Raw genomic sequence first — 12,091 nt, 5'->3', positions numbered from 1 at the left:
ACGCCGGCCATGATCCATCCCATCCTGAAAATGGGCGACCCGCGGCTGCTGCGCGTGGCGCCGCCCGTGGATCGTTTTGACACCCCTGAGCTGCACGCCCTGATCGACGACATGTTCGAGACCATGGCGGCCGCGCAGGGCGTGGGCCTGGCCGCGCCGCAGATCGGCGTGGACCTGCAACTGGTGATCTTCGGTTTCGACCGCAATGACCGCTATCCCGACGCGCCGCCGGTGCCGCAGACGATCCTGTGCAATCCGGTCATCACGCCGCTGTCGGACGAGATGGAAGACGGCTGGGAAGGCTGCCTGTCGGTGCCCGGCCTGCGCGGCCTGGTGCCCCGCTACCGCCACATCCGCTACAGCGGCCGCGATCCGTACGGCCAGCTGATCGAACGGGAAGCCGAGGGCTTTCATGCGCGCGTCGTGCAACACGAGTGCGATCACCTGATCGGGCGCCTGTATCCGTCCCGGATCCAGGATTTCACGAAGTTCGGCTTCACTGAAATCCTGTTTCCGGGCATGGACCCGAACCAGGACGACTAGGCGTTATCGGCGGGCCTTGCCGCAGCGGGGGGCTCGTTCTCCTGTTGCGGCGGTTGCGGTGATTGCCGCGGCGGTTCCGGTTGCTGCGGTGTCGGTTGCTGCGGTTCCGGCTGCTGCGGTTCCGGCTGCTGCGGTTCCGGCTGCTGCGGTTCCGGCTGCTGCGGATCGTGTTGTTGCGGTTCCGGCTGCTGCCGTTCCCGCTGCTGAGGTTCCGACTGTTCCTGCTCCTGCGCGCGAACCGGCGCCCCTTCGCCCTGCGGCGTCAGCGCCTCCGGCGCAAAATCATCCACCTGCAATACCTTCAGCACGGTCGCTTCCGCGGCTTCGAGCTGCGCCGCCTGCGCGTCCGTGATCGCCCCGCGCCGATGGGCCTCGCGCCAGTCGCGCACGTTGGACTGCCGCAGACGGTCGCGGATCGGTTGCACCGCGTCGGCCAGCGCGAAGGCGCGGGTCAACAGGCCCAACGGATCATCGCCGGGCTCGCGCTGCAGGTCGGCCGCCAGCCGCACATGCGTGGGCGACGGCTTGAGCAGCAGCTCGGCGCATTCGCGCGTGAGCGCGTCGTCCGGGCCCCTGGCCAGCCGCAAGGGCAGAATGGCCGCCCGAAGGCCCCACGACAGCGCCTTGACCGGCAAGTTGCGCAGCACCTGATCCATGCTTTTCTCGATGCTGGCGTAGCCTTGCGCCATGCACCACCGCACCAGCGGCAGGTCATCGTGCTTGCGGCCTTCGTCTTCCCAGCGTTTGAGCACGGCGGACAGCAGATAGAGTTCGGACAGGATGTCGCCCAGCCGGGCTGAGATCATTTCGCGGCGCTTCAGGCCGCCGCCCAATTGCGCCAGCGTAGCGTCCGCCAGCAGCGCAAAGCCCGACGCATACCGGCCCAGCCTCCGGTAATGGCCTGCCACCGGCCCCGAGGCCGGCGCGGGCGCCAGCATGCCGCCCGTCCAGGCGCGGCCAATCGCGCGCAACGTGTTCATGCCCGCGTGGCGCAGATGGCGCCAGAAGACATCGTGAAAGACCTCGATGCCGCGTTCCTCGTCGGGATTGCCCAGCGCCAGGATCTCCGGCATCAGGTAGGGATGGGCGCGGATGGCGCCTTGCCCGAAGATGATCAGATTACGCGTGAGGATGTTGGCGCCCTCGACCGTGATCGCGATGGGCACGGCGCGGTACAGCGAGCCGAGGTAATTGCTGGGCCCGTCCATGACGGCGCGGCCCGCGTGCACGTCCATCGCGTCGTTCACCGACGTGCGCATGCGCTCGGTGGCGTGGTATTTCATGATGCCGGACACGACCGCGGGCTTGACGCCCTGGTTGAGCGCGGCGCAGGTCAGGCGGCGCGCAGCCTCGACCAGATAGGCGTTGCCGGCCAGGCTGGCCAGCCGCTCCTGCACGCCTTCAAATTTGCCGATCGGTATGCCGAACTGCTCGCGCACGCGGGCGTACATGCCGGTGGTGTGCGCGCACATCGCCGCGGCGGCCGCCGACAGCGACGGCAGCGAAATGCCGCGTCCGGCGGCCAGCGCGCTCATCAGCATCTGCCAGCCCTGCCCGGCGCGCTCCACGCCGCCGATCAGCGCATCCAGCGGCACGAAGACGTCGCGCCCCGAGTTGGGCCCGTTCTGGAAGACCTGCATGGCAGGCAGGTGGCGGCGGCCGATGTCGACGCCGGGCGCATCCGTGGGGACCAGCGCCACGGAAATGCCGATGTCCTTGGCGCCGCCCAGGATGCCGTCGGGGTCCGACATCTTGAACGCCAGCCCCAGCACGGTGGCCACCGGCCCCAGCGTGATGTAGCGCTTGTGCCAGTTGAGGCGGATGCCGATGATCTCTCGGCCGTCCACGACCTGGCGGCACACGACGCCGGTATCGACCATCGAAGCCGCGTCCGATCCGGCTTCGGGACTGGTCAGGCCGAAGCACGGGACTTCACGGCCATCGGCCAGCCGAGGCAGCCAGTAATCGCGCTGCGCCTGCGTGCCGAACTGCATGAGCAGTTCACCGGGTCCCAGCGAATTCGGCACCATGACCGTGACGCCGGCGGTGATGGAATAGGCGGAAATGCGGCGCACGACCTCGGAGTGCGCGTACGGCGAAAAGCCCAGGCCGCCATGGCGCCGCGGAATGATCATGCCGAAGAAGCGCTGCGCCTTCAGGAATTCCCAGACCCGCGGCGGCAGATCGCGGCGGTTCCACGAGATGTCCCATTCGTCCAGCATGCCGCAAAGCTGCCGCACGGGGCCGTCGATGAATCGTTGCTCATCGGACGTCAACGTCGCGGGCGGCACGGCGAGGAGCTTGCGCCAGTCGGGGTTGCCCGTGAACAGGTCGGCGTCCCACCAGCTGTCGCCGGCTTCGATGGCTTCGCGTTCGGTGGCCGACATGGCCGGCAATGCATTGCGGGCCCAGCGGTATGCGGGTTCCGAAATGCGGCGCCGGCGCCAGGCGTTGAAATCCATGGGTCCCCCTGTGGTTCGCTACAAGACGTATCGGGGCAAAGTACCAGAATTGGCGCCGTGCGGCCAAGCTGCGGCTTACCGACTCTGCGACAATGAGCGTCGCCGCGCTGATGCGCAATCAACCGCTGTCCGGGCACGTCCGCATGCTGAACAAACTCTGGCTTGGCTTCTTCCTCACCGCTGCCGCGGCCGCGCTGTACCGCTGGCTGGTCATCGGAGATCCCGAGGTCTTTCGCCAGATGGTCGCCAGCCTGTTCGACATGGCGCGCGTGTCCGTGGAAGTGATGGTGCTGCTGTTTGGCACGCTGACGCTGTGGCTCGGTTTCCTGCGCATCGCCGAAGGCGCGGGCCTCGTCGAAAAGCTGGCGCGGTTGCTGGGACCGCTGTTCGCGCGTCTGATGCCCGAGGTGCCGCGCAATCATCCAGCCATCGGCCTCATCACGCTGAACTTTGCGGCCAATGGCCTCGGGCTGGACAACGCCGCCACGCCCATCGGCCTGCGCGCCATGCGCGAGCTGCAATCGCTCAACCCCAAGCCCGACACCGCCACCAATGCGCAGATCCTGTTCCTGGTGCTCAATGCGTCGTCGCTGACACTCTTGCCCGTCACGCTGTTCATGTTCCGCGCGCAACAGGGCGCGCCCGATCCCACGCTGGTGTTTCTGCCCATCCTGCTGGCCACCAGCGCGTCCACGCTGGCCGGTTTTCTGGCGGTGGCGCTGTGCCAGCGCCTGCGCCTGGCCGATCCCGTCATCATGCTGTGGCTGGGCGGCGCCGCGTTGGTGCTGGGCGGGTTCATGGCGCTGCTGGCCAGCATGTCGGCGGCCGCGATTTCCTCGCTGTCCTCGCTGATGGGCAACCTGACGCTGTTCGGCATCCTGCTGGCGTTTCTGATCGTGGGCGCCTGGAAAAAGGTGCCCGTGTACGAGGCCTTCATCGAGGGCGCGAAGGAAGGATTCGACATCGCCAAGAGCCTGCTGCCCTATCTGGTGGCAATGCTTTGCGCCGTGGGCGTGCTGCGCGCGTCGGGCGCGCTGGACTTCCTGTTGGACGGCATCCGCTGGGTGGCCGCGCAGGCCAACTGGGACACGCGGTTTGTGGACGCGTTGCCCACTGCACTGGTCAAACCGTTCTCGGGCAGCGCGGCGCGCGCCATGATGCTGGAAACCATGACGCATTTTGGCGTCGACAGTTTCCCGGCGCTGCTGGCTGCGGTGGTGCAAGGCAGCACCGAGACCACGTTCTACGTGCTGGCGGTGTATTTCGGATCGGTGGGGATCCTGCGCGCCCGCCATGCAGTGGGCTGCGCGCTGATCGCCGACCTGGCCGGCGTGCTGGCCGCGATCGGCGTCTGCTACTGGTTCTTTGGTTGACCGCAGGGCGCGGCGGCCGGCATTCACGCCCGCGCCGCGCCGCAACGCGTCCGCTTCAATCCACCAGCAGAATCTTCATCCCGTTGGTGCCACCGCTGTCGCGGTAGAAATCGCCCTTGGTCAGGATGACCCAGTCGCCCGTCTGCACCAGATTGCGCTTGCGTAGTTCGTCGATGGCGGCGTTGGAAAGGTCCGCGGGATCGTAGTCCGACGGCGAGAACGGAATCGTGTACACGCCGCGGAACATGGTTACGCGGTTCTGCGTCACGCTGTGCGGGCTGTAGCAGTAGATAGGCACGCCTGAGCGGATGCGCGACATGATGAGCGGCGTATGGCCGCTTTCGGTCAACGCGATGACGGCTTTCACGCCGGGGAAATGGTTGGCCGCATACATGGCCGCCAGCGCGATGGTCTCGTCGCAGCGCGTGAAGGTTTCGCCCACGCGATGGTGCGATTTGGTCGAGGTGGGGTGCTTTTCGGCGCCGAGACACACTCGGGCCATGGCCTGCACGGTTTCCACCGGGTACTGGCCCGACGCGCTTTCGGCCGACAGCATGACGGCATCGGTGTAGTCCAGCACTGCGTTCGCCACGTCGGAGACTTCGGCACGGGTCGGCATGGGGCTGGAGATCATCGACTCCATCATCTGCGTGGCGGTGATGACGACCTTGTTCAGCGTGCGCGCGTGCTGGATGATGCGCTTCTGGATGCCCACGAGTTCGGCGTCGCCCACTTCCACGCCCAGGTCGCCGCGCGCCACCATGACGCCGTCGCTGGCGCGGATCAGCGCGTCCAGGGCTTCGTCGTCGGCCACGGCTTCCGCGCGTTCGATCTTGGCGATGATCCACGCCTGACTGCCGGCGGCGGCAAGCAGGGTGCGGGCCTCGTCGATGTCGCTGCCATAGCGCGGGAACGAAACGGCCACGTAGTCCAGTTCCATTTCAGCGGCCAGCTTGATATCGACGCGGTCCTTGTCAGTGAGGCTGGGCGCCGACAGGCCGCCGCCGCGGCGGTTGATGCCCTTGTTGTTGGACAACGGGCCGCCCACCGTGACGGTGGTGTGGACCTCGTCGCCTTCGACGCGGTCGACGACCAGCACGACGCGGCCGTCATCGAGCAGCAGCTCGTCGCCCACGCGGCAGTCGGTGACGAGTTCGGGGTAATCGATGCCCACGATGCTGGCGGTGCCCGCGTCCTTGGGATGCACGCGCGACAGCGTGAACGGCTGGCCCACCTGCAGATGCACCAGCTTGTCGACAAAGCGTGCGATGCGGATCTTGGGACCCTGCAGGTCGCCCATGATGGCGACGTAGCGGCCTTGCTTGGCGGCGATCTCGCGCACCATGCGCGCACGTTCGCGGTGATCGTCCGCGCTGCCGTGCGAGAAGTTCAGCCGCGCCACGTCCAGCCCGGCGCGAATCATCGCGTCGATGCGTTCGGGCGACGAGGTCGAGGGTCCCAGGGTGGCGACAATTTTGGTGCGGCGCAATACAGGCATGGCGGTCCACTCTCGCAAAAACAACGAAAGCGCTATGGTACGCCGGCCGCGTTGCCACGGGTATCATGGGTGACATTTCCGACCCTCAACGCGCCCAACGACACCCGTGAAAATCGTCATCGCTCCCGACTCGTTCAAAGAAAGCGTTTCCGCGCCGGATGCGGCCGCCGCCATTGCGCGCGGCGTCAAGGCAGCCTTTCCCGGCGCGCATACGGTTTGCGTCCCAATGGCCGACGGCGGCGAAGGCACCGTCGAAGCCGTCCTCGCGGCCACCGGGGGCAAGGAACAGCAGATCGCGGTCAACGACGCGCTCGGACACAAGGTCGATGCCGTCTGGGGACTGCTGGAAGACGGCACCGCCATCATCGAGATGGCCGCTGCGGCGGGGCTTGAATTGATTGCACCGGCAAAGCGCGACCCGATGCGCGCCAGCAGCCACGGCGTGGGCGAACTGATGCGCGCGGCACTGGACGCGGGCGCCACGCGCATCATCCTCGGCCTTGGCGGATCGGCCACCAACGACGCGGGCGCCGGCATGCTGACGGCGCTGGGCCTGCGCCTGCTGGACGCGGGCGGCAACAGCCTGCCGCCGGGCGGCGGCGCGCTGGGGCAGCTTGCCTCGATCGACACTCGCGGCCTGGACCCGCGGCTGGCGCACGTCCGCATCGACATCGCCTCCGACGTCGACAACCCCTTGTGCGGTCCGCAGGGCGCCTCGCATGTCTTCGGTCCGCAGAAAGGCGCGACGCCGGAACAGGTGCAGAAGCTGGACACGATGCTGGCCCACTTTGCCGACGTCTGCGCCCGGCATCTGAACGCGGATCACCGCGATGCGCCCGGCGCCGGCGCTGCGGGCGGCCTTGGTTTTGCCGCCAAGGCGTTTCTCAATGCGCACTTCCGCCCCGGGGTGGAAATCGTCGCGGAACTGGGTGGCCTGGCCGACGCGATGGAAGGCGCAACGCTGGTTTTCACCGGCGAAGGCCGGATGGACGCACAGACCCTGCGGGGCAAGACGCCCGCCGGCGTCGCCAGGATTGCGCAGCGCGCGGGCGTACCCGTCGTGGCGCTGGCCGGTTCGCTGGGAGAAGGCTACGAGGCCCTGCACACCTGCGGCATCAGCGCCGCATTCAGTCTGGCCCCAGGCCCCATCACGTTGCAGCAGGCTCTGGTGGACGCCGAGCGCCTGCTGACCGACCGGGCGCGGGACGTGATGCAGCTCTGGATGGCGGCGCAGAAACGCATGTTGTGATCCGTCAGCCGGCCACCCTCACCGTGCATGCCGGCGACGTTGCCGCCCCGCCTTAGCGCGGAAAAGCAAAAAGGCCCCGAGGGGCCTTTTTGCATTGCCTTGCCATACCGAAAGGACGTCAATCGCGCGCCAACACCCCGGCTTCGACCAGCGCATCCGACAGGCGGATGTAGCGGTCCACCGAAATATCCTCGGCGCGCGCGGTGGGCGCAATTTCAAGCGCTTCCCAGGGCACCTGCGGCGCCCAGTCGGCCAGCACCCGACGCAGCATCTTGCGGCGCTGCGAAAAGGCGCGCGCCACGACGGTTTCGAACGCACGCTCGCTGATGGGCCGCAGGCGGTCCGCCGGTAAAGGCACCATGCGCACGATGGCCGACACCACCTTGGGCGGCGGATCAAAGGCCTCGGGCGGCACGTCGAACAGCTTGTGCATGCGATAGCGCGACTGCAGCATCACGGACAAGCGGCTGAAATCGCCGGAGCCGGGCTTGGCCACCATGCGGTCGATCACTTCGCGCTGCAGCATGAAATGCTGGTCGCGGATGTGATCGGCCCACGTCATCAGGTGGAACAGCAACGGGCTGGAGATGTTGTAGGGCAGGTTGCCGACAACGCGCAGCGCGCCGCCGAACTGCGAGAAATCCACCGTCAACGCGTCGGCCTCGACGACCGTCAGGCGCGAAGCCTCGAACTGCTTGCGCAGGCGGGCGGCCAGATCGCGGTCGATTTCGACGGCGGTGAGATGGTCCAGGCGCTCGAGCAGCGGCCGCGTCAGCGCGGACAGGCCTGGGCCGATTTCGACCACGGCATCGTCGCGGGCGGGCGCAACCGCCCGGACGATGGACTCGACGACGCTGTCGTCGGTCAGGAAGTTCTGGCCGAAGCGCTTGCGCGCCTGGTGTTGAGACATGAAAAGCCCGTAATGCGTTTAGCGGTTGTTCTGCTGGATCTTCTGCTGCTTTTCGAGGCGGTTGTCGACGTACGCCTGCGCACGCAGTTGCTCGAGCCAGTCTTCAAAGGCCGGTTGGGCACGGCGCTCGAACAGCGTCTGGCGGGCGCGCATGCGGGCCAGATCGTCGGTCGCATCGTGATCGCGGCGTTCTTCGACCTCGATCAGGTGCCAACCGAACGGCGTCTGCACGGGTTGGCTGATTTCGCCAGGTTGCAGCGCGTTCATCGCGGCCTCGAACGTCGGCACGGTTTCACCCGGGTTCAGCCAGCCGAGTTCGCCGCCTTGCGGCGCGGTGGCGTCCTGCGAATACTGGCGCGCCATTTCCTCGAACTTGGCGCTGCCGTTCACCAGACGCTGGCGAACCTGCTCCAGGCGCTGGCGGGCCAGTTCATCGCTCATGACGGTCGACGTCTTGATCAGGATGTGGCGCGCGCGCGTTTGAACGACCTGCGTGGGACCCTGCGGCGCCTGCGCGCGCGCGGCCGGCTGCGGAGCCGGTTGCGGAGCGGCTTGGGGCGCCGGCGCGCGAGCCGTGCGGCTGGGCGCGGGCTGGGCGGTGCCGCGGTCCATCACCTTGATGATGTGGAAACCGTTGCCGCTCTGGATGAGCTGGCTGACCTGGCCCTTCTGCAGGTTGCTGATGGCCTTGACGAAGAGGTCGGGCCAGCCGTCCAGCGGACGCACGCCCATGACGCCGCCCTGCAGCGCCTCGGGACCGTCGGACGCCGCCGCGGCAAGGCTGGCGAAGTCGTCGCCGCGCTTGGCTTGCGCCAGCAGGCCTTCGGCCTTCTTGCGCAGCAGCGCCAATTGTTCCGGCGACGAGCCTTCGGGCACGCGCACCAGAATCTGCGCCAGCGCGTACAGCATGGGACCGGCGGGCGCGGCGGCCTGCTCGGGCGCGGGCTGCGGTTGCGCCTGGGGTTGCGGTTGCTGGGCCTGCGGGGGAGCCGCGCCGAAAGCCGGGTTGCGGCGTTGGTCCTTCAGGAAGGCGTCGACTTCAGCGTCGGAGATGACGATGGTCGAATCGACCGCGCGCTGACGCAGGCGATCCGAGCGTATCTCGTCACGCAGCGACTTGCGGTAACCGTCCCAGGACGTGCCGGCCTTCTCGAGCTCCTGGCGCAGTTGCGCCACGGTGATCTTGTTGCGCGCGGCGATGGCCTGGATGGCCGTGTCGATCTGGGCGTCATCCACGCGGATGCCGAGGCGGTCGGCTTCGTGGCGCTGCACGCGCTCCATGATGAGACGCTGCAGCACCTGGTGTTGCAGCGTCTGGTCGTCCGGCACCTGGATGCCACGCGATTTGAGTTCGCCTGCGATGCGCTGGGAAGCGTCGCGCAGTTCGCGCAGCGTGATCACATCCTTGTCGACGATCGCGGCAATGCCGTCCACGAACTGCTCGCCCTTGGGCGCGGGCGCTTCCTTGTTCTGCGCAGCCGGAGCGGCCTTGGCGCTGTTCGCGCCGCGGGCGGTCTGCTCGGCCGCATGAGCGGCGGGCAAGCCGGCGCACAAGGCCAGCAGCAGCGCATTGCCGGAGAGGCGGCGCAAAGAGTGCAACCTACGCATCATTCATACCTTTCAAATGTGGTCCCGGCCTGCGCGGGCGGCGTGACGCGCGTGTAACCGGGGATACTTCTGTTCAGCAGGTTCATCGGGTCGGTTCCGAGGGAACCCAGGCCCGTGAGCTCAAGCTGGAAGAACAGCGCGGAGTTGGTGTCCGCCGCCGATACGGCGTAGCGCTGGTAGACCATGCGGCCCACCCAGCAGCAGTCGCCCTTGTACTCCAGGCCGGCAATGGCCTGCGTCACGCGGGGAGATTCCGTCGTGTTGGCCACCGTGCTGGACGGACCTGAACGCAAAGAGTAGTCCACCCGGCCCACGCCGTACCAGCGCTTGCTGAACGGCCACTGGACCGCCAGGCTGACCTGGTTCTGGCCTTGGGGCTGGTAGAGCACGCCTTGCTGCGGATCGCGCTGGTAACGGTACGCCAGGGCAACGGTGGTGAGACGCTGCGGCGACCAGCGCGCGCTCACGAGCCCGCGCGACCAGTTGTTGTCGTAGGGGTTGTATTGCGCCGCAAGGTCGGTGGACAGCGTATCGGTCAGGGCCGCGCTGGCGCCCACCAGGAAGTCGGAGCGCACGTTCTCGCGCGGCGTTTCGCCGGGCAGCGTGACTTCCTGGTCCTCGAAGTACAGACGTTGGGCGACGCCCAGCGACATGCGCTCGAAGCCGGTGTCGGCATCCAGCCAACGCGTGGTCAGCGCCGCGGTGAGCTGGTTGGCGTTGGCGATTCGGTCCCAGCCGCCGGTGTAGATGTTTTCCTCGAAGGCCTGCGAGAAGCTGAAATCGGCCAGCGACGTGTCGAACACGGGCAGCTTGGATTGGTCACGATACGGCACGCGCAGGTAATACAGGCGGGGTTCGAGGGTCTGTGTGGAGGACTTGCCGAAAAGCGTCGTGTCACGCTCGAAGATCAGGCCGGCATCGACGGACATGATGGGCAGTGTGCGCGACTGCGAACGCGGCAGGCCGGCTGCGTTGCCGCCGTTCAAGCCGAGCGTATCCACGCCATACCATTTGGTCTGGTAATCGGTGTAGTTGACGCCGGCCTTCGGGATGATGAACCAGCCGGGACGCACGATCGGATAGGACGCCGACAGATAGGTCTGAAGACGGTCCCCGTCGGGATACCGGCTTACGGCGCCGAACTCCGGCATTTTGAAACGCACGGCCGTCGAGGTCCAATCGACATCGAAGCCGCCCCAGTCGTACCGGGCACCTCGCAGGTACAACTCGGGTTCCTTGTTGTACGGCGGAACTAGCGGCGCATCCGGATCCTGCAGCGTCTGATACTTATAGACCTGGGCATAGGTGCTCCAATAGCGGGATGCCCAGCCTACCCGGCCACGTTGCGGCAGATAGGTGGTCGAGGCCTGGTTCAGGCCCAGCTGCGAAATATCGCGGTAGTAATTGTCGTCCGAGACCCTGGCCACGTCCCAGTCGGTATAAAAACCATGCGAGAACGTCTGTTGGTGACGCCACCAGTACATCCAGCGATCTTCGCCGGTGACATGGTCATCGGGCAAGTAGGTGCCATCGATGGTACCCGCATAGCTCGACCCCAGATAGCGGAACTCGCCGCCCAACTGGGTGCCGCGTTTGGAAAAGTAGCGCGGCTGCACCGTCAGGTCGTAATTGGGCGCCAGGTTGAAGTAGTACGGGATCGAAATGTCGAAGCCGCCCTGGCTGGTCGTGCCGTAGGTCGGAATCAGGAAGCCCGACTTGCGTTCGCGCTTGACCGGGAAGGTCATGTAAGGCGATGCGAGGATGGGCACGTCCTTGAAATACAGCACGCCGCCGCGGGCCACGCCTTCGTTTTCGTCGAAGTCGATATCGACCGAATTGGCCTTGATGTACCAGGACGGGTTTTCGCACGGGCACCCGCTGTACGTCACCGTGTGCAGCCGCATCTGCGACTTGCTGAAGATGTCCGCGTGGTCGGCGACGGCAAAGCCGCCCGTGGCGCCCAGCCAGAAGTTGGGTTTTTCGACTTCGCCGGAATACCGGTCCACGTTGAACGTGGCGTTCGGACCGGTCACCAGCGTGCCGTCGCGCATCATGCGGGCGTTGCCGCGCACGTCCACCTTGCCGGTGTCCTTGCGGTAATTGATCTCGTCGCCCTTGATCACGCCGTCGATGCGGCGCACCTGCGCGTTGCCGGACAGCGTGAGCTCGTAGTCGGGGTCGCCCGAAATGGTGTCCGCTTCCATGAAAGCGGGAATGCTCTCGTCGGGCAACCGGTGCATGCGCAGACCCGGAGACGTGCGCAGCTGGGGGGTTGACGTGACCGACGGCGCGGAAGCAGCGGTGCCCGGGCTACCTTGAGCCTGGGCGGCTCCGGCGGCGACGCTGACAACAGAGAGGATCAACCACGGAACCTTGCGCACGAATGAAAACAGCCCTTTTAGACCACGGGAGAGCCGGACAAAGGCGCCCACGGGGGGCCAATGCTGA

The 12,091-nt window shown here is 66.8% G+C and carries 8 protein-coding genes; 3 read left to right on the top strand and 5 right to left on the bottom strand.

What is annotated here, in order from left to right:
* Positions 1 to 9: 9 nt before the first annotated feature.
* Positions 10 to 543, top strand: coding sequence for a peptide deformylase (def, locus tag AB3147_RS04585; protein ID WP_152383492.1), 534 nt, complete (start codon positions 10 to 12; stop codon positions 541 to 543).
* Here def and AB3147_RS04580 read toward each other — a convergent pair.
* Complete coding sequence (locus tag AB3147_RS04580; RefSeq protein WP_367351474.1) at positions 540 to 3,005, bottom strand: acyl-CoA dehydrogenase; 2,466 nt, start codon at positions 3,003 to 3,005, stop codon at positions 540 to 542. The two genes, def and AB3147_RS04580, sit on opposite strands and share 4 nt — an antisense overlap.
* A 143-nt stretch (positions 3,006 to 3,148) precedes the next feature.
* Here AB3147_RS04580 and AB3147_RS04575 point away from each other — a divergent pair, with 143 nt between their 5' ends.
* Positions 3,149 to 4,378 (top strand): nucleoside recognition domain-containing protein, encoded by a 1,230-nt coding sequence (locus AB3147_RS04575; RefSeq protein ID WP_175123310.1) that lies wholly within the window; start codon positions 3,149 to 3,151, stop codon positions 4,376 to 4,378.
* A gap of 55 nt (positions 4,379 to 4,433) precedes the next feature.
* On the opposite strand, the gene pyk is transcribed toward AB3147_RS04575, so the two are convergent.
* Positions 4,434 to 5,876, bottom strand: coding sequence for a pyruvate kinase (gene pyk / locus AB3147_RS04570; RefSeq protein WP_175123311.1), 1,443 nt, complete (start codon positions 5,874 to 5,876; stop codon positions 4,434 to 4,436).
* 106 nt (positions 5,877 to 5,982) lie between these two features.
* Between pyk and AB3147_RS04565 the strand changes: the two genes are divergently transcribed.
* On the top strand, positions 5,983 to 7,125 hold the full coding sequence (locus AB3147_RS04565) for a glycerate kinase (RefSeq protein ID WP_367351473.1): 1,143 nt from the start codon (positions 5,983 to 5,985) through the stop codon (positions 7,123 to 7,125).
* Positions 7,126 to 7,243: 118 nt separating this feature from the next.
* On the opposite strand, the gene rsmA is transcribed toward AB3147_RS04565, so the two are convergent.
* Genes rsmA through AB3147_RS04550 form a run of 3 tightly spaced genes read right to left on the bottom strand, consistent with a single transcriptional unit; the run spans position 7,244 to position 12,024 of the window.
* Positions 7,244 to 8,035 (bottom strand): 16S rRNA (adenine(1518)-N(6)/adenine(1519)-N(6))-dimethyltransferase RsmA, encoded by a 792-nt coding sequence (gene rsmA, locus AB3147_RS04560; RefSeq protein ID WP_175123313.1) that lies wholly within the window; start codon positions 8,033 to 8,035, stop codon positions 7,244 to 7,246.
* A gap of 18 nt (positions 8,036 to 8,053) precedes the next feature.
* A complete protein-coding gene (locus AB3147_RS04555; protein WP_175123314.1) occupies positions 8,054 to 9,646 on the bottom strand; it encodes a peptidylprolyl isomerase in 1,593 nt (530 codons plus the stop codon).
* On the bottom strand, positions 9,643 to 12,024 hold the full coding sequence (locus tag AB3147_RS04550; protein ID WP_367351472.1) for an LPS-assembly protein LptD: 2,382 nt from the start codon (positions 12,022 to 12,024) through the stop codon (positions 9,643 to 9,645). The genes AB3147_RS04555 and AB3147_RS04550 overlap by 4 nt, the downstream gene beginning before the upstream one ends.
* Positions 12,025 to 12,091: the final 67 nt, after the last annotated feature.

The sequence above is a fragment of the Achromobacter animicus genome (assembly GCF_040775605.1).
Classification (GTDB): domain Bacteria; phylum Pseudomonadota; class Gammaproteobacteria; order Burkholderiales; family Burkholderiaceae_B; genus Achromobacter; species Achromobacter animicus.
Note: the sequence above shows the minus strand (reverse complement) of the source record. Positions and strands in the feature narration are given on the sequence as shown.

Bases quoted from the DNA above. Each gene is read 5' to 3' on its own strand.
- rsmA (WP_175123313.1), bottom strand. From the start codon at position 8,035: ATGTCTCAACACCAGGCGCGCAAGCGCTTCGGCCAGAACTTCCTGACC.
- AB3147_RS04575 (WP_175123310.1), top strand. From the start codon at position 3,149: ATGCTGAACAAACTCTGGCTTGGCTTCTTCCTCACCGCTGCCGCGGCC.
- AB3147_RS04555 (WP_175123314.1), bottom strand. From the start codon at position 9,646: ATGATGCGTAGGTTGCACTCTTTGCGCCGCCTCTCCGGCAATGCGCTG.
- AB3147_RS04580 (WP_367351474.1), bottom strand. From the start codon at position 3,005: ATGGATTTCAACGCCTGGCGCCGGCGCCGCATTTCGGAACCCGCATAC.
- pyk (WP_175123311.1), bottom strand. From the start codon at position 5,876: ATGCCTGTATTGCGCCGCACCAAAATTGTCGCCACCCTGGGACCCTCG.
- def (WP_152383492.1), top strand. From the start codon at position 10: ATGATCCATCCCATCCTGAAAATGGGCGACCCGCGGCTGCTGCGCGTG.